The sequence below is a fragment of the Enterobacter chuandaensis genome, assembly GCF_003594915.1.
GTDB classification, from domain to species: Bacteria; Pseudomonadota; Gammaproteobacteria; order Enterobacterales; family Enterobacteriaceae; genus Enterobacter; species Enterobacter chuandaensis.
The window spans coordinates 66263-84315 of sequence record NZ_QZCS01000006.1 but is presented as its reverse complement, the minus strand read 5'-3'; the positions used below and the strand labels follow the sequence as shown (position 1 = coordinate 84315).

Annotated in this window: 20 protein-coding genes; 5 read left to right on the top strand and 15 right to left on the bottom strand. The window is 51.4% G+C overall.

The features are described 5' to 3' along the window. Positions 1-189: 189 nt before the first annotated feature. Positions 190-726: a hypoxanthine phosphoribosyltransferase gene (gene hpt / locus D5066_RS11595; RefSeq protein WP_003856303.1), complete on the top strand. Its 537-nt coding sequence runs from the start codon at positions 190-192 to the stop codon at positions 724-726. A 65-nt stretch (positions 727-791) separates the two neighbouring features. On the opposite strand, the gene can is transcribed toward hpt, so the two are convergent. Continuing rightward, positions 792-1454 (bottom strand): carbonate dehydratase, encoded by a 663-nt coding sequence (gene can / locus D5066_RS11590; RefSeq protein WP_013095615.1) that lies wholly within the window; start codon positions 1452-1454, stop codon positions 792-794. A gap of 107 nt (positions 1455-1561) precedes the next feature. Here can and D5066_RS11585 point away from each other — a divergent pair, with 107 nt between their 5' ends. The 4 genes from D5066_RS11585 to D5066_RS11570 all read left to right on the top strand — a co-directional run bounded on the left by D5066_RS11585 (position 1562) and on the right by D5066_RS11570 (position 5111). Further along, the gene (locus tag D5066_RS11585; RefSeq protein WP_119916018.1) at positions 1562-2488 is read left to right on the top strand and encodes an ABC transporter ATP-binding protein; all 927 of its coding nucleotides are present in this window, start codon (positions 1562-1564) and stop codon (positions 2486-2488) included. Further along, positions 2485-3255 carry an ABC transporter permease gene (locus D5066_RS11580; protein ID WP_023334536.1) on the top strand — a complete coding sequence of 257 codons (771 nt, stop codon included), beginning with the start codon at positions 2485-2487 and terminating at the stop codon, positions 3253-3255. The genes D5066_RS11585 and D5066_RS11580 overlap by 4 nt, the downstream gene beginning before the upstream one ends. Positions 3256-3359: 104 nt before the next feature. Then, positions 3360-3800: a PTS sugar transporter subunit IIA gene (locus D5066_RS11575; RefSeq protein ID WP_119916017.1), complete on the top strand. Its 441-nt coding sequence runs from the start codon at positions 3360-3362 to the stop codon at positions 3798-3800. A gap of 63 nt (positions 3801-3863) precedes the next feature. Next, positions 3864-5111 carry a polysaccharide deacetylase family protein gene (locus D5066_RS11570; protein WP_119916016.1) on the top strand — a complete coding sequence of 416 codons (1248 nt, stop codon included), beginning with the start codon at positions 3864-3866 and terminating at the stop codon, positions 5109-5111. Between the two features lies 1 nt (position 5112). Here D5066_RS11570 and D5066_RS11565 read toward each other — a convergent pair whose 3' ends face one another. From D5066_RS11565 to dksA, 14 genes are all read right to left on the bottom strand, one after another. Continuing rightward, positions 5113-6177 (bottom strand): fimbrial protein StkG, encoded by a 1065-nt coding sequence (locus D5066_RS11565; protein ID WP_119916015.1) that lies wholly within the window; start codon positions 6175-6177, stop codon positions 5113-5115. Positions 6178-6189: 12 nt separating this feature from the next. Beyond that, complete coding sequence (locus D5066_RS11560; protein ID WP_119916014.1) at positions 6190-6798, bottom strand: fimbrial-like protein; 609 nt, start codon at positions 6796-6798, stop codon at positions 6190-6192. Between the two features lie 13 nt (positions 6799-6811). Beyond that, positions 6812-7375, bottom strand: a complete 564-nt coding sequence (locus D5066_RS11555; RefSeq protein ID WP_119916013.1) for a fimbrial protein — start codon at positions 7373-7375, stop codon at positions 6812-6814. 26 nt (positions 7376-7401) lie between these two features. After that, positions 7402-7977 carry a fimbrial protein gene (locus D5066_RS11550; protein ID WP_119916012.1) on the bottom strand — a complete coding sequence of 192 codons (576 nt, stop codon included), beginning with the start codon at positions 7975-7977 and terminating at the stop codon, positions 7402-7404. A 28-nt stretch (positions 7978-8005) separates the two neighbouring features. Further along, positions 8006-10600: an outer membrane usher protein gene (locus D5066_RS11545; protein ID WP_119916011.1), complete on the bottom strand. Its 2595-nt coding sequence runs from the start codon at positions 10598-10600 to the stop codon at positions 8006-8008. Positions 10601-10680: 80 nt separating this feature from the next. Continuing rightward, positions 10681-11424, bottom strand: a complete 744-nt coding sequence (locus D5066_RS11540; protein WP_119916010.1) for a fimbrial chaperone — start codon at positions 11422-11424, stop codon at positions 10681-10683. Between the two features lie 81 nt (positions 11425-11505). After that, complete coding sequence (locus tag D5066_RS11535) at positions 11506-12114, bottom strand: fimbrial protein (RefSeq protein ID WP_119916009.1); 609 nt, start codon at positions 12112-12114, stop codon at positions 11506-11508. Between the two features lie 251 nt (positions 12115-12365). Beyond that, entirely contained in the window at positions 12366-12746 is a 381-nt protein-coding gene (gene panD / locus D5066_RS11530; RefSeq protein WP_014168672.1) for an aspartate 1-decarboxylase, read from the bottom strand. Between the two features lie 32 nt (positions 12747-12778). Further along, complete coding sequence (gene panC / locus D5066_RS11525; protein WP_119916008.1) at positions 12779-13630, bottom strand: pantoate--beta-alanine ligase; 852 nt, start codon at positions 13628-13630, stop codon at positions 12779-12781. Between the two features lie 11 nt (positions 13631-13641). Continuing rightward, positions 13642-14433: a 3-methyl-2-oxobutanoate hydroxymethyltransferase gene (gene panB / locus D5066_RS11520; RefSeq protein WP_080328727.1), complete on the bottom strand. Its 792-nt coding sequence runs from the start codon at positions 14431-14433 to the stop codon at positions 13642-13644. Between the two features lie 123 nt (positions 14434-14556). Continuing rightward, entirely contained in the window at positions 14557-15036 is a 480-nt protein-coding gene (gene folK, locus D5066_RS11515; RefSeq protein WP_119916007.1) for a 2-amino-4-hydroxy-6-hydroxymethyldihydropteridine diphosphokinase, read from the bottom strand. Next, complete coding sequence (gene pcnB, locus D5066_RS11510; protein ID WP_208861685.1) at positions 15033-16430, bottom strand: polynucleotide adenylyltransferase PcnB; 1398 nt, start codon at positions 16428-16430, stop codon at positions 15033-15035. Before pcnB ends, folK begins: the two co-directional genes overlap by 4 nt. 42 nt (positions 16431-16472) lie before the next feature. After that, positions 16473-17363: a tRNA glutamyl-Q(34) synthetase GluQRS gene (gluQRS, locus tag D5066_RS11505; protein WP_119916006.1), complete on the bottom strand. Its 891-nt coding sequence runs from the start codon at positions 17361-17363 to the stop codon at positions 16473-16475. Between the two features lie 59 nt (positions 17364-17422). Beyond that, positions 17423-17878 carry an RNA polymerase-binding protein DksA gene (gene dksA, locus D5066_RS11500; RefSeq protein ID WP_001155232.1) on the bottom strand — a complete coding sequence of 152 codons (456 nt, stop codon included), beginning with the start codon at positions 17876-17878 and terminating at the stop codon, positions 17423-17425. Positions 17879-18053: the final 175 nt, after the last annotated feature.

Sequence of the window (18053 nt, the reverse complement as noted above, 5' to 3'; positions counted from 1 at the left end):
TTTTGTTAATAATTTGCTAGCAACTAATTATAGGTATTAACAAGTGTGATCGGAATCACAATATTTGCTTTTTATAACTCATACGCCCCGGTTATCCATTTACTGGTATAATGGCGGGCTTGCGTATCAATGCCGGAGATTAATTCATCTGCATTGAGAGATTTTCATTAAAATCATATGGTTAGTAATATGAAACATACTGTTGAAGTGATGATCCCGGAAGCCGAGATCAAAGCGCGTATCGCCGAACTGGGTCGTCAAATCACCGAACATTACAAGGACAGCGGCAGCGAAATGGTGCTGGTCGGTCTGTTGCGTGGCTCTTTCATGTTCATGGCGGACCTGTGCCGTGAAGTGCAGGTGCCACACGAGGTCGATTTTATGACCGCCTCCAGCTACGGCAGCGGCATGTCCACAACCCGTGATGTGAAAATCCTGAAAGATCTGGATGAAGATATTCGTGGCAAAGATGTGCTGATCGTTGAGGACATCATCGACTCCGGCAACACCCTTTCAAAAGTGCGCGAGATCCTGAGCCTGCGCGAGCCAAAATCACTGGCGATTTGTACGCTGCTGGATAAACCGGAGCGTCGTGAAGTGCAGGTGCCGGTTGAGTTCGTGGGCTTCTCCATCCCGGACGAATTCGTGGTGGGTTACGGCATTGACTACGCGCAGCGCTATCGTCATCTGCCGTATGTTGGGAAGGTTGTTATTCTGGACGAGTAATTGCGGGCTGATGCCCCCACTCCAGCCCTCTCCCACAGGGAGAGGGTGAAAACCCCCGGCTTTGTTTATTTATGATTCACATGCTTAAGCTTGAGGTTGGCAATCCCCGAACGGTAACGCTGCTCCAGCGTTTCGCGGTTGGTGGCGGTCACTTCCAGATTGCGCAGCAGGCCATCATGAATACCATACGCCCAGCCGTGGATAGAAACCTTCTGCCCGCGCTTCCACGCCGACTGCATGATGGTTGAATGCCCAAGGTTATACACCTGCTCCATCACGTTCAGCTCGCACAGGGTATCCATGCGGCGCTCCTGCGGCATTTCACCCAGCAGTGAGCTATGTTTGAACCAGATATCGCGGATGTGCAGAAGCCAGTTATCAATTAAACCCAGCTCCGGGTTTTCAACCGCCGCCTGCACGCCGCCGCAGCCGTAGTGGCCGCAAATAATGATGTGCTCGACTTCCAGAACGTCAACGGCATACTGAACCACTGAAAGGCAGTTGAGGTCGGTGTGAATCACCAGGTTGGCGACGTTACGGTGAACAAACAGTTCGCCGGGTTCGAGGCCGGTCAGGCGCTCGGCAGGTACGCGGCTGTCGGAACAACCAATCCAGAGAAAGCGCGGGTTCTGTGCCTGTGCGAGTTTTCCAAAAAATCCGGGGTCTTCCTCCACCAGCATTTTTGACCATAGTGCATTGTTGCTGATGAGTGTATCTATGTTGTTCATGGAGGTTAGCGACCTGTAACCGAGTAATTGCGTTGCGCTACTATAGGGTAACCCGACTTTTAATGAAACCACACAACGTGTGTAAGAACTGAAGGTAAGTTAAATTCATGGCAATTGCACTGGAGCTTGAGCAGCTTAAAAAAACCTATCCGGGTGGCGTTCAGGCGCTACGCGGGATAGATCTAAAAGTAGAGGCCGGGGATTTTTACGCGCTTCTGGGGCCGAATGGAGCGGGGAAATCCACCACCATCGGGATCATCAGCTCGCTGGTGAACAAATCCTCCGGCCGCGTCAGCGTGTTCGGATACGATCTGCAAAAAGATGTGGTCAACGCCAAGCGCCAGCTGGGGCTGGTGCCGCAGGAGTTCAACTTTAACCCGTTTGAGACGGTGCAGCAGATCGTTGTTAACCAGGCGGGGTATTACGGCGTCGAGCGTAAAGAGGCGCTTGAGCGTAGCGAAAAGTACCTGAAACAGCTCGATCTGTGGGAAAAGCGTAACGAACGTGCGCGCATGTTGTCCGGCGGGATGAAGCGCCGCCTGATGATTGCCCGCGCGCTGATGCATGAGCCGAAGCTGCTGATCCTCGATGAACCGACCGCGGGCGTGGATATCGAACTGCGTCGTTCCATGTGGGGCTTCCTGAAGGATCTCAACGACAAAGGCACCACCATCATTCTGACCACCCACTACCTTGAAGAGGCGGAAATGCTGTGCCGCAACATCGGCATTATTCAGCACGGCGAGCTGGTGGAAAACACCTCAATGAAGAACCTGCTCTCTAAGCTGAAATCCGAAACCTTCATTCTCGATTTGGCGGCAAAAAGCGCGCTGCCAAAGCTGGAAGGGTACCAGTATCGCCTGGTGGATACCTCGACGCTGGAAGTGGAAGTGCTGCGCGAGCAGGGGATCAACAGCGTGTTCTCCCAGCTGAGCGCGCAGGGGATTCAGGTTTTAAGCATGCGTAACAAAGCGAACCGACTGGAAGAGCTGTTTGTCTCTCTGGTGCACGATAAACAAGGAGACAAGGCATGACGCATCTTTACTGGGTCGCGCTAAAAAGTATCTGGGCGAAAGAGATTAACCGCTTTATGCGTATCTGGGTGCAAACCCTGGTGCCGCCGGTCATCACCATGACGCTCTATTTCATCATCTTCGGTAACCTGATTGGTTCCCGGATTGGTGAGATGCACGGTTTTACCTATATGCAGTTTATCGTCCCGGGTCTGATCATGATGGCGGTGATCACCAACGCCTACGCGAACGTGGCCTCGTCGTTCTTTAGCGCCAAATTCCAGCGCAACATTGAAGAGTTGCTGGTGGCGCCGGTGCCGACGCACGTCATTATTGCCGGTTACGTGGGTGGCGGCGTGGCGCGTGGTCTGTGCGTGGGGATCCTGGTGACGGCGATTTCGCTGTTCTTCGTGCCGTTCCAGGTGCATTCGTGGCTGTTCGTGGCGCTGACGCTGCTGCTGACGGCAATCCTGTTCTCGCTGGCTGGATTGCTGAACGCGGTGTTTGCTAAGACGTTTGACGACATCAGCCTGATCCCGACCTTCGTGCTGACACCGCTGACCTATCTCGGCGGGGTGTTCTACTCCCTGACGCTGCTGCCACCGTTCTGGCAGGCGCTGTCGCACCTGAACCCGATTGTCTACATGATCAGCGGCTTCCGCTTTGGCTTCCTCGGCATCACCGATGTGCCGCTGTTTACCACGGTGGCGGTGCTGGTGGTGTTTATCATCGCCTTCTACCTGCTGTGCTGGTATTTGATCCAGCGCGGGCGCGGGTTGCGTAGCTAGCCTTCTGCCCGGCGACGTTCTGTTTGCCGGGCACTTTCTTTGACAGTTATCACCGAAAGCTAACCTTCACTCCGCTAAACTACTTGCCTGCTAAGGAGAAAGTTATGCTGGGATGGGTTATCACCTGCCACGATGAACAGGCACAGGAAATACTGGATAAGCTTGAAGCCAGATTTGGTCCGCTGGTGCAATGCCGCGCGGTTAACTACTGGCGCGGGCTAAGCACCAATATGCTCAGCCGGATGATGTGCGATGCCCTGCATGAAACGGACACCGGTAATGGCGTGATATTTCTCACCGACAGGTCAGGGGCGGCACCTTACCGTTCCGCGGCGTTAATGAGCCACAAGCACGATAACTGTGAAGTTATCTCGGGTATCAGCCTGCCTCTACTCGAAGCCATGTATCCACTGCGCGCTACGTTAAGCAGCGCTGAGTTTCGTCACGCCATTGTGGCGCAGGGCGCGCCGGGCGTGAGCAGCCTGTGGCACCAGCAGCAGAAGAACCCGCCTTTCGTTCTGCTTCACGATCTGTATAAGCATTAAACATTGGTATTGATGTCGCTTTTGCTACAATGGCGACTGATTTCCCGTGTCGATTTATATCCTATGTTCATGCGCGTTATCTTTATCCTTTTGCTGCTGGTTTCCGGCGGGGCGTCTGCCAGCCTGTTAAGCCAGCAGAGACTTCCTGCTCAATATATGCAAACGACTGAGGATGCTGCTATCTGGTCTCAGGTGGGTAACTCCGTAGTTAACGTGGGCAATATCCGCGCCGGGCAGATCCTCGCGGTCTTTCCGGCCGCGGCGGATTATTACGAATTTCGCTTCGGGTTCGGCACGGGGTTTATTGATAAAGAGCATCTGGAGAAAGTGCAGGGCAAGCAGCGCGTAGAGGACAGCCTGGGCGACCTGAACAAGCCGCTCAGTAACCAGAACCTCATCACCTGGAAAGATACGCCCGTCTATAACGCGCCCAGCAGCGGAAGCGCGCCCTTTGGCATCCTTAGCGCCAACCTGCGTTATCCCATTCTGAACAAACTTAAAGACCGTCTGAATCAGACCTGGTATCAGATCCGCATCGGCAACCGCCTGGCCTGGATTAGCAGCCTGGATGCGCAGGAAGATAATGGCATTCCGGTTCTGACCTACCACCATATTCTGCGTGATGAAGAGAACACCCGTTTTCGTCATACCTCCACCACCACCAGCGTGCGCGCGTTCAGCAACCAGATGACCTGGCTTCGCGATCAGGGTTACACCACGCTGACGATGTACCAGCTGGAAGGATACGTGCGTAATAAGATGAACCTGCCCGCGAAGGCGGTGGTGATTACCTTTGACGACGGCCTGAAGTCGGTGAGCCGCTACGCGTATCCTGTCTTGAAAGAGTACGGCTTCAACGCGACGGCGTTTATCATTTCCTCGCGTATTAAAGGCCACCCGCAAAAGTGGGACCCGAAATCGCTGCAGTTTATGAGCGTTCAGGAAATTAAGGGCATCCAGGACGTGTTCGACATTCAGTCGCATACTCACTTCCTGCATCGCGTGGACGGGTATAAACATCCGATCTTACTGAGCCGCAGCTATCACGTGATCCTGTTTGATTTTGAGCGTTCTCGCCGCGCGCTGGCGCAGTTCAACCCGCGTGTGCTGTATCTTTCGTATCCGTTTGGCGGCTATGACAATAAAGCGATAAAGGCGGCGAATGATGCCGGTTTTCATCTGGCGGTGACGACGGTGAAAGGGAAGGTGAAGCCGGGGGATAATCCGTTCTTACTGAAACGTCTGTATATCTTAAGAACGGATTCGCTGGAGACCATGTCGCGGCTGATCAGCAATCAGCCGCAGGGGTAGATTATTCGTAAGTGATCTGGAAGGTGATGTTGGAACCAAATGCTCCCACGGTAACCGGGTCGCTACCGATTTTGACCACCTGGGCAGTGAAGGGGGCGTCAACAAAGTAAACTGGATCGCCCGCCATTTCTGAATGCGAAATCAAGGTCTTAAAATCTGCTTTCAGATGAGAGTAGTGGTAGGGTTGTGCCAGTTTTACACCCACCCCTTCTGCAGCAACAACGCCTCCCCCGCCAACCGAGTTCGTGAAATAACTTTTGTCTGCGGTAACGTGCGTGGAAGTCGCTACAGCCCAAACCTGGGTTGTATTTGAACATGTCCCTGAAATTTTAAACTCGACAGGCGTTGTATTGCCATGTTCAACATCTCCTACGAACCAATCACCAAGATCGACAGTAGCAGGTGCACGCATAGCACAGGTTGGCCGGTTTAACGGAATGTTGAATGACATCTGAGACATACTCACATGCGAACGCGGGTGATCGTCCTTCTTGAGTTCATCAGGGTCGCCGACAACAATTTGACCGATTGGTCCGCTGTTTGCGGTCAGGAAATTCTCATCAACTGGCACACCGGTAAACCCGTTTGTCTGCCAAAACTCCATACGAACATGCCAGTTTTTCTCCTGGAGCATGTCATAATCATAACCGACAATACCTGTTCTATAAAATGCGTTCGGGCTTGGAGGAAACCATGCCGTTACGCCATTGCCATCTGGAAAAAACGCCAGCGTGTAGTAAATCCCTGGGATGTTGGTGCGAAACATGGCTTTGCCATCTATTTCCCCTTCCAGCATGGTATTATAGGTTGACTGGTAAACATCTGCGCCATCATCACCGCCTGCGCAGTGCGATCTCAATGTCGGTGTTGTCTCCATAATAATAGTGGTGCTGATCTGTGTTGGGGTGGTTACCGTGCCGACTGGCAAAGGGGTGATGACAGGCTGCGTACCCGGAGACATAATCAATACATCGTCCGTGCCCGCGTAGAATTTACACTCGTAAGCTTGCGTTGCGCCAGAAATACCGAACACCAAAAATGCTAATATATTTAGGTACTTATTCATTAAAAAATCCCTTTATTCGTAACTTACATTCACCAGAACAGAGCTCATTACCATTCCGCTAGTGATGGGGCCTGTGTTCTGATAACGCGCGTAAAATCCATAATCCTTTATATAACTTTCACTGTTTCCGCTGACACCATAAATAACATTAGATGTGCCATCGCTGTTCAATACATTCGTGTTAAACTTGTCAGAGAATATAACGATACCCACATTCTCAGCCGCGCCGGCCGTTGCTTCATTTTTAAATACCTGGTTGTGGTCACTCCAGAAACCATTTTGCGGGGCAAAACTAAATTTCAGTTGATTAATATTCCCGCCGTCTTCACTGCTCGCATAGCAGTTATCAACGTGAATAGTAAAAGGGGTTCCGGCTTCATCATCGGTTGGCGATAAGCGATCGCTTTTATCGCTGTTATAAAACCAGTCTCGTGTGACGGTCGGCAAATAAATCTCTCCGCCATTTTCAACGCTCAACTGGCATGTATTATTAACAATATTTGCTGTCAGGTTTACATCAACACCTGAACTTGCCTGGCTTACGCCAGGCAGAATATAACCAGCCAGACCGATAAGCAACATCAGACCGGGCTGGTGTAAAGTAAACGCTGATAGTTGCATAGTATTTCCTGAATTACGGGTACGCGATAGTGAAGGTGATTGGCGCGGAGACGGCACCAGTACCGACATCAGCGATACTTCTGTCTTTAGCGATAACGATGCGTGAGTTCATTGGGAACTCACCTGCACCCTCAGTAATGGTGACCTCTTGACCTGCCGGAGGACGCTTGCAACTCATCATTACGCCCGTGTCGACCATCCCTGACCAGATTTCGAAGCCTGTCGCTAGTCCTGCAGTATAGGAATCGCCATCAACATTGGGGCCAGAGCAACCACCGCCGGCGCCTGGTGCAGAGGACACCGTGGCCTTCGTCACGCCAGAACAGTTAGTGAAGGTGATTTTGAGCGGCTCGACGCGGGTTTTGTTAACAAGATCCGATTTGTATACATCGCCAAACGCAATTTCTGTAGATGCTGTTCCTGCGCCATTAATCACTTGTGCTGTACATGTGCCCGATACCACTTTTGTTTGAATCGTCAATTCTGCACTACTGGTGCCTGTAATTGCTGCACTGGCCATTCCAGAGAACAGAAGGGCAGAAACGGACAGGGCGATAAGGGTTGATTTAAATTTCATAATGTTGCTCCGTTGTCCTGCGTCAATCACTCGTAGCTAAATTCAAAAGTGGCCACGGCCTGAAAATCACCAATGGTCATACTGTCTGCCTGGGTTTCACGCAGTGTAGCGACTAAAGGCACTTCTTTATTTTGAATTTCCGTTGCGCTCCAGACCAGACGTTCTGCATCCACGGTGGAGTTAATCTTAAAAGGCGCATCCGGTGTGCTGGCTCTGGCAATTTCAACCGCAGAGAAATCTGCGCCACCGTTAGCTTTCGTAATCTGGTTAACGAGCCCGGTAGCTAAATTTCCTGATGCTGTTCCTTTCACCGTGGTTTTTAATGCCGTCAGCGATGATGGGCACTCAACCATCATGATTTTAAACGTTCCATTCGCGGTACCTGCTTTGACATCATCGATACGCACCTGGCCATTGTTGCCCAGGATAAGTGTTTGCTGTGTATCAGAGCCTGTGCCTCCCGCCAGTTTCATATCACAGGTAGTTTCACGGATATTCGCTGTGAAATTCACATTAAGATCCGTGCCTTCGGCAAGTACCGAACTTGATAAAGCCAGCATCGTAATGGCAACGACTGGCAGGCTAGAATGATTTTTTTTCATACTTACTCTCATCTATTTTCCTGAATAATTACATTTGGCACTGTTGATTACTGAGTACCGTTGTAAGTCCTACTTTTTGAGCTTGTGGTGAAACGCTATAATGCACATCACATTGATTGTCCTTATCACTTCCCCAGACAACATGAAGCGTGCCTTCATCTTCGATACCGCGAATATATGCCTGGCCGGCCTGTCCTACGGTACCTACGGATTCATTTTTTTCATTCAGGACGTCAGCACCCAACGGAATAAACCCTTTATCGGTGCGCTGGAGTTCTAAAATATAAGAACGACCTTCATTGGTTTCAAAATCAACCAGTACAACGGAACCGCTTCGCGGGACGGTGATTTCACTAGTGTTTATTATTTCAACGTCAGTTTCGAGAGTGCTGATATCCAGATATACCCGGTTTTCACGATATGCTGACATATACGGTAAAATACCGTAGCCAGAGCCATCAATTTGACTGCTGCCGAAACCAATGCCTGCACCTTTCGCACCACTGGCTTTTACCAGCGCCAGTGCATCGTTGTCACCAATACTTCCAGGTGCAAAGGCGATACCGCCTGAATGCAATACCATTCCGCCGTTATAGGAAGCAGAATATTGTTTGCTGTTATCGTCACCGAATGAAGCTGATAATCCAAGAGGACCATACATACTATTCCATGAACCATAACCACTGAACTGGTTCAGATGGCCGTAATTACCGCTGTTAGTGGCAGCGCTGACAGAATAACTTATTTTATTATCCTGTGTGTTTCCGCTCGCAGAGGTGTTATAGCTTGTGCCACCTTTAAGATCGGAGCGTAAGCCCATATTAATATTAGAGAAACCACCCGAACGTGAACCGTCATGTGAAAATACATTTAACGGAACGCTAAGGCTTAAATACACGCTGTCGTCTTTTTTACCATTCTGATCATAGGTTCGCTGTAATGACAGGCTGTAGCTGCCATACGTGAAACTGTTGTTATATCCAATGTTGTAGTTAGACGTTGACCCGGAGGCGTTCCAGTAATCCTGCCATGTGCCGCTGATATATAGAGAGCCATAACTCTCTTCGCCTGCGTTTAGCGGCTGGTTAAGACTAATTTGTACCTGATTTTTGGTACGCTGGTAGTCATCATAAAGCGCTTCGTTTGAGTCATAGCTACGGTTAGCGTATTTCTGATGCTTAATACTGTCCTGAAGCTGAGCCGCATCGTTAAGGCTTAGATAATCTTCAGTCGAGAATCGATACGCAGCTACGTTAAAAGAGGTATCTGTAGCCTCAATCATTTTACTGTATGTTAAGCGATAACTTTGACCGCTTAATGTATCCAACCCCTCAATCTGCGCACGAGACTGGGTAATATCGACGGCAAAAGCACCAATGCGGGTATTCATCGCCAGACCGATAATTCCGGCATAAAAATCCATATCGGTATACTGCGCACCAACGTAACCCGTGAAGGTATTATTCAGGCCGTAATACAGCGTGCCATAGCCAACTTTAGGTGCTTCAATCAGTGACTTGTCATTTAATTCACCCAACCCGATGTCCCAGCGAGAAGCACCAGGGCGAAGCATTTGAGTCACTGAAGAAAAAGGCACAGTAAAGGAGCGTTTACTGCCATCCGCTTCTTCAATCGTGACCAGCAAATCATTGCCGTATCCCGTGGTACTCAGGTCGTTTATCTCAAACGCGCCAGGAGGGACCGAGGTTTCATAAATTTTATTACCGCTCTGTGTAACGCTCACTTTTGCGTTACTGTTCGCAACACCCCGGATGACCGGCGCGTAGCCTGTTGAGCCCATAGGCAGCATGCGGTCATCACTGTACATACGTGCGCCGCGCAGGCTCATGGAGTCAAACGCTTCACCGCGCGTGTACGAATCGCCCACGACGAATTGTGCACTGAGTGGGGTCACATCACGTTGCAAATAAACATCCTGACTGGAATATTTTGAGCCGCTATCTTTATCCCAGTTGAGGTTGCCGCGTGAACGCAGACGCCAGGGTCCCATATTGAGCCCGTAGCGTAACCCCATATAGGCGCTTTCCGACGTGCTGCCACCATTCTCGCTGTGCCAGGCGTTCATGTCGTAAGAAACCAGCGCGGCAGGAATACCGTTTTCCCAAAGCGAAGGGTCAACAAAGCCTGCAGGGCGTTTCAGTACATAGATCTGTGGGAACGTGAGATCCATCGTCTGCTTCCCGCTGTCATAGTTAGCCGCAGCTCCGGGGTAAGCTTTTTTAATGTCAACACATACTGTGTTGTCGTCTTCCTGCTGTTTATCCAGCGTACTTGTGTCCACACCTGCTTGTGCCAGCAGCAGTTTTGTCAGGCATGCTGTAGCACGGGGAGTTCCGTTATCTTTAAATGTCACCTCGACGGTCGATTTTAATTTACCGTTCAGGTTAATCTTGATTCGATATGTCCCTGGTAACACGGGGTTGCCATGCGCAAAACGGTTAATATCAATATTTCCGCTACCGTTAAGAAGAAACTGATCGTTGAATTCAATAGCTTCTTCATTTTCTGATGCGTCATCTACTGATGCAGTATTTTCTGCAAGGGCGTAGAATGGCAATGCCGCACTAATTGCAAGGCATAAAATAGAATGTCGAAATAACATGATACATCCACTTAATCAGTGCGGATAATATTATCCGCAGCGTTAATGCTATCAATTATAATTTATAAAGGATGTTCGATTCATTTAAGCCCAGCCGTATGATGATCTGTGCCGCCATAATCGTTAATCGTGTCAAACTCCACGCTGCCGCTTACTGCGGAAGACAAGCCTTTGATCACCATCGTCGCATCACTAAACGGTTGAACGGATTGGTGTACGGCGTCATAGGTTTTTTGGCTACTTTTCATTTTCACCGAAGAAACGGATACGTTGTAAGGTGAATTGTTGTGAGCCACGAGTTTGACCGTGTTGCCTTCTTTCATCTGCGTCCAGGTTAACTTCTCGGCCGCATCGCCTGGCGTTCCTTTTAAACCATCAGGACGGTAAAAGAATTTAATTCGTGTTCTGAATGCCAGTTGCAACTGGTTAAGGTTTTCTTTACCGGTTGCTTTAGATTTAGGTGGGATCTCGAGGACGTTGAACCAGAATAAAGATTCACGATCCTGTGGCAATGGTGTACCAGTGTAAGTAATACGTACTGATTGGCCTTTTTTAGGGTCAATTCGTGATACCGGGGGCGTAATGATGAACGGTAACTTAAGTTCTTGTGGGTTTACATCGCTACGGCCATCATCCAGCCATGTCTGAACCAGAAGCGGTTTATTACCATGGTTATCAAGGTTAACCACAACATCTTTTGATGATTGCGGATAGACAATTCGGGTGCCTGAAATAACAATATCTGCACTTGCGTTAAACGCAATAAATAGTGACGAGGCGAGCAGTAAGGATTGAAAACCCTTAACGAATGAAAACGTAGACATTTTTCCACTTCCTTTTGGAATTTTACAAACAATCCCTCGCTGTTAAATGAGGGATTGTTAATTTTAAATTTTACGAATGTCTTATTCGTAAATCATGGTGAAGGCAACCTGCGCCTGCACGGTACCCGCAGATACCGGGTTAGACGCTGCATCCCAACCCTGACCCTGGGTATAGGCTACGCGGTAGTAAAGGTTACCCGCGCCAGTTGCTGCATCGATATCGGCTTTCTGGGTGTTGTTGGTCTGGTCAACTTTAATTTGATCGGTAGCAGTATTACCGTCGTTTGACAGTACCAGGTTAACGTTCTTAGCAGAACCCTCAGCATTGGCTGGTGGAACCAGCAGACCACCTTCAGTGGAAGAGGAACCTGCCCAGGAAGAGAACTGTGCGGAAGCTTTCTTAACGGTTTCAGGATCACAACCTGTCAGCGACAGGGAGAATTTCTTCTCGCCCAGGGTACTAGTGGTACCCAGCGCATTTGCGAAGTCACGTACAAAAACAGTATCCAGCGTAACGTCGAAGTCGTTACCGTTCTGATCGATCTTCTGATCAAGAGAAACCTGGCAGGTATTGTTAGAAACCATACCGTGGAAAGTGATAGTGCCAGTGTCAGAATCTGCTGCTACTGCAGAACCCGCAGCCAGAACCGATGCCATTGCAATTGCCAAGCCATAATTTTTAAAAGTCATCTTAATATCCATATTGGTAGAAACAGTAAACTCAAAAAAGTCTTTTTGAAATTAAATTTCGAGGCGAATTCTAGGAGCTTTTTCTTTTGAAATATACGGGGTACACATGACTTAAACTTAATCTATAATTAAGTTAATTTAATGTTTGGATATTGTGATTGAAGAGAAGGGAAGGGGTTATATTAAATAATAATTTATGGGTGGAGACCCATTCATTAAATAAATAATGAATGGGCGGTATAGCAAAACTATCATGCAACCTGCACAGGAATCGCCTTCGCAGTGCGTTTCATTTCGTTGTCGCCCTCAAAGTAGGCGACTTTAGGCTGCCAGCGACGCGCTTCTTCGTCAGACATCATCACGAAGCTGGCGATAATCACGATATCACCCACGTCAGCGCAGTGTGCTGCCGCGCCGTTGACGGAGATGATTCTGGAGCCGCGCTCGGCGGCAATGGCGTAGGTCGAGAAGCGTTTGCCGTTATTAACGTTCCAGATATCAATCGCTTCGTTTTCAAGGATACCCGCCGCGTCGAGGAAATCCTGGTCAATGGCGCAGGAGCCTTCATAGTGCAGGTCGGCCTGAGTGACTTTCACACGGTGAAGCTTACCTTGCAGCATTTTGCGAATCATTACGTTTACCTTTAATTATCAAGGGTGAAGAACTACACCAGCTCAACGACTTTATTGTCAATCAGGCGTGCCTGGCCGAGCCATGCCGCCACCAGAATCACCGCGCGTTTGCTGGTCTCTGTCAGTTCAAGCAGGGTATCAGCATCGCGGATTTGAATATCGTCAGCGCGGAAGCCTTTGTCGTTCAGCGCCTGCTCTGCAAGGGCGACGATCTCTTCAGCGTTTAGCTCTTTCGCCAGCAGCTGTTCCGCCATGGTGTTCATGACCTTGCTTAAGCCCGGCGCGATCTTGCGCTGGTCAGCGGTCAGGTAGCCGTTGCGGGAGCTGAGCGCCAGACCGTCCTTCGCACGCACAATCGGTACGCCGACGATCTCGATATCGTAACCCATGTCAGCAACCATCTTGCGGATCAGCGCCAGCTGCTGGAAATCTTTCTCGCCAAAGCAGGCAACGTCCGGCTGCACCAGATTGAAGAGCTTGCTGACGATGGTGGAAACGCCGCGGAAGTGGCCAGGGCGGCTTGCGCCTTCCAGCATGGTGGAAATGCCCGGAACGTCAACATACGTTGCCTCTTCCGTACCCTGCGGATACACGTCCGACGGCGCCGGAGAGAAGACAATATCCGCATGGCGTTTTTTGAGCTTCTCGCAATCTTCCTGCAGGGTGCGCGGATAGCGAGCCAGATCGTCGGCGCGGTCAAACTGCATTGGGTTAACGAAAATACTGACCACCACGATATCTGCGCGGGCTTTTGCTTCGTCGACCAGCTTCATATGGCCATCGTGCAGGTTGCCCATGGTCGGGACCAGTGCGATACGTTTACCTTCCTGACGCGCGCGACGAATATGCTGGCGGAGCAGCGGCAGGGTTTCAATGATTAGCACAACGAGACTCCTTAATGGAAACTGTGTTCTTCACCCGGGTAAACACCGGATTCAACGTCGGCAATATACTGCCTGACCGCAGCGCGCATGTCGCCCGCTTCAGTGAGGAAATTTTTGGCAAATTTGGGGATATGCCCGCCGGTAATACCAAAGGCGTCGTGCATCACCAGAATCTGACCGTCGGTGACGTTGCCTGCGCCAATACCAATCACCGGAATGGAGAGCGCGTCGGTGATGCGTTTCGCCAGCTCAACCGGCACGCACTCCAGCACCAGCAGCTGTGCGCCTGCGGCTTCCAGCGCCAGGGCATCGTCAAACAGCGTCTGCGCCGCATCGCCACGGCCCTGCACCTTATACCCGCCAAAGATGTTGACGGATTGCGGCGTCAGCCCCAGGTGGCCGCACACCGGTACGGCGCGATCGGTGAGCTTTTTCACCGTCTCCACCAGCCAGGCACCACCTTCAATTTTGACCATGTTCGCGCCCGCGCGCATCACCGCCGCCGCGTTTTCAAATGCCTGTTCTGGCGTGGCATAGGCCATAAACGGCAGGTCGGAGAGCAGCAGGCAGTTCGGTGCGCCGCGGCGCACGGCGCGGGTATGGTAAGCGATATCCTCAACCGTGACCGGCAGGGTGGAATCATGTCCTTGTACCGTCATCCCTAACGAATCTCCGACCAGCATGACGTTGATACCCTCCTCGGCAAACAGTTTTGCGAAGCTGTAGTCATACGCGGTGATGGTGGCGAAGCGTTTTTTTTCCTGTTTGCATTTTTGCAGTAAGGAGATGGTGGTTGGTTTCATACTGTTTCCTGATAGCCCAAAAGCGAATCTTTGCGCATTCTAACAGTAACATTCGAGGGAACAATGATTTTAGGCAACCGATTAACCACAATTATTTAGCGGCTAATCGGTGGAGGAAAAGGATCACCAGCGAGCGGGTTTTTCCGCGTTGAGGTTGTCCAGAATGGCCCTGAGCGGGATGCCATCCGGGAAGGTGAGATCGGGCGCCACTTCAAAGAGCGGCCAGAGCATAAAGCCGCGGTTTTTCATGTCGTAATGCGGTACGGTGAGGCGTTCCGTATTAATCACCTCATGGCCGAACAGCATAATATCGAGGTCAAGCGTGCGCGGTCCCCAGCGTTCGGCTTTGCGAATGCGGCCCTGCTGCAGCTCGATGCGCTGGGTGTTGTCCAGCAGCGTTTCGGCATCGAGGGAAGTTTCCAGCACCACGGCGGCGTTCAGATAATCAGGCTGATCCTGGGGGCCGAGCGGCGGCGTGCGGTACAGCGAGGAGACCGCCACAATACGGCTTTGCGGGATCTCACCCAGCGCCTGTACGGCAGCGTTAACCTGCTCCAGCGGAGAGGCTAAATTGCTGCCGATGGCGATATACGCGAGGGTCATGCTGTCCCTTCACGACGCGGCGCGCGTTTGCGCGGACGACGATGACGGCGACGCGGTGCAGGCTCTTCATCCAGACCGGTCAGCATATCTTTCTGCTCCGGCGGGGCGGAAACCTGGAATTCAGCCCACCACTGCGCCAGGCGCTGCAGCTCCTGGTTACGTTCGATTTCCGCACGCAGCGACAGCAGGTCAAAGGCGGCGCGGAACTTTGGATGCTCCATCAGCTTCCAGGCGCGTTTACCCTGACGACGGGACATGCGCAGCTGAAGCTGCCAGATATCGCGCACCAGCGTAGTAATGCGTTTCGGAATAGCGAGCGTGCGGCACCCTTCGTCCAGCACGTCGTTTGCGGCCAGCGCGAAGGCATCGTAATAGGCGAGGCCGCTCTCCTGAGTAATTCTTTGAGCCGTTTCCAGTAGCGGGTACCAGAACATTGCCGCAAACAGGAACGCCGGGTTCACGCGCATGTCGTTATGGATGCGGGTATCCGTATTTTTCAGCACCTGCGCAATCATGCGCTCCATTGGGCTATCACCATTTTCGGTGAAGTAGCGGGTAATGGTCGGGAATAGCGGCTGGAAAAGGTTGTATTCGCGCAGCAGAGTGTAGGTTTCAAACCCGTAGCCAGCCTGCAGAAGTTTCAGCGCCTCTTCGAACAGACGGGCAGGCGGCACGTCGTTGATCAGCGTTGCCAGACGCGGGATCGGCTCTGCGGTTTCAGGGCTGATGCGCATGTTCAGCTTGGCGGCAAAACGCACGGCGCGCAGCATACGCACCGGATCTTCGCGGTAGCGCGTTTCCGGTGTGCCGATCAGGCGGATCAGACCCTCTTTCAGGTCCTGCATGCCGCCGACGTAATCGCGCACGGTGAAATCCGCCACGCTGTAATAAAGGCTGTTGATGGTGAAGTCGCGGCGTTGGGCATCTTCTTCGATGGAGCCGAAGATATTGTCGCGCAGCAGCATGCCGTTCTGGCCGCGCTGTGACGTGGTGCGATCGGATGCGCCCGCTTCGTGGTGGCCGCGGAAGGTTGCCACTTCGATAATTTCCGGCCCAAACATCACGTGAGCCAGACGGAAACGGCGGCCAACGAGACGGCAGTTACGGAATAATTTGCGCACCTGCTCAGGCGTGGCGCTGGTCGTCACGTCGAAATCTTTCGGTTTTTTGCCCAGAAGTAAATCACGCACCCCACCGCCAACGAGATAGGCCTCGTAGCCCGCTTTATTCAGACGATAGAGCACCTTGAGGGCATTTTCACTGATATCTTTGCGGGAAATATTGTGCTGCTCACGCGGAATAACCGACATGTGTGGCTGTGCAATAGCATCGTTCGCCATGCTCTCTTCGCGGCTTAGCACTTTACGGCAAAAATTAGCGACTCGGGTAAAAATGGTACACCTCGTAGTGTGTTTTGTTATGAAAAAAGCGGCTAATCATAGCTCAGCGCAACGCATTTGAGAATGCTGGATTTTTGGCACTGCCGTGAGCGTCCAGTTGGCAATGGCTATTTTCAGCAGTTCGTCAATGCGCAGATCCTGCCATTCGTTGGTTACATTCTGGTTGAGAAATCGCAGCGCGTCGATCAAAACAGGACGCGGATCGCCGTCTGGCAGGGCCGGAGCGTGGTTTTGCTTGGAGAGCTTAACGCCCTGCGCGTTGACCGCCAGCGGCAGATGAATGTAATCCGGCGCCGTCCAGCCAAACTGATGATAAAGCGAGATTTGCCGTACGGTCGGTTCGACCAGGTCCGCCCCGCGCACAATTTCCGTGACGCCCTGAAAATGATCGTCGACCACCACTGCCAGGTTATACGCAAACAGACCATCACGACGGTGGATAATAAAATCTTCACATGCCAGACGTTCATCCGCCTGAATCTCACCGGAGAGCCGATCGTGGAAGCGGGTGACGGGCGCACGCTGTAGCAAGCGTACGGCGGCATTTTCCGGGGGAAGATTCATCGTGCGGCAGTGACCGTCATAAACCCCTCCCACGCCCTGAATACGCGCGCGGGTGCAAGTGCAGTTATAGGAGAACCCCTGAGCGCTGAGCCATGCCAGGCGTTCCCGATAAGCCTCATGACGCTGCGACTGCCACAGAACGTCGCCGTCCCAGTGAAGACCGTAATGTTCCAGCTGACGCAGAATGGTGTCTGCAGCACCGGGAACTTCACGCGGAGGATCGATATCTTCGATGCGGACGAGCCATTTGCCCTGGCTGGCGCGAGCCTGCAGGTAGCTGCCGAGCGCGGCAATTAATGAGCCGAAGTGCAATTCACCGGAAGGAGATGGCGCGAAGCGCCCGATATAGTGTGATTCAGACATATCAATAGTAACAAGGCGGGAGAGACTCCCGCCTTTGGAGTGTGTAAACAGCGCTGGTATTAACCGGCCATCTGTTTTTCGCGGATTTCGGCCAGCGTTTTACAGTCGATGCACAGATCGGCGGTTGGACGCGCTTCCAGGCGACGAATACCAATTTCAACACCGCAGGATTCGCAGTAGCCAAAATCTTCGTCTTCGACTTTTTTCAGCGTTTTCTCGATCTTTTTGATCAGTTTGCGTTCGCGGTCACGGTTACGCAGTTCGAGGCTGAACTCTTCTTCCTGAGCGGCACGGTCGACCGGATCCGGGAAGTTAGCAGCTTCATCCTGCATATGAGTAACGGTGCGATCGACTTCATCCCTGAGTTGATTACGCCATGCTTCAAGAATACGCTTGAAGTGCGACAGCTGGGCTTCGTTCATATACTCTTCGCCCGGCTTCTCTTGATACGGCTCCACCCCAGCGATGGCGAGAATACTCAGGGACGATGTTTTACGGTTTTGCCCTTCTTGCATGTTGCTTCTCCTTAACACGCACTATCGATCCCCGTGTTGGGGGAAAAATCAGGTCGCTATAAATAGCAGATGCTTTTCCGTATGGCAATTATCTAAACGTAACACTTGACAAGCCTGTGAGGAAAAGCGTATTTGCGCACGCGGCCAGAACACTTATTCATCAATCGTCTAATCC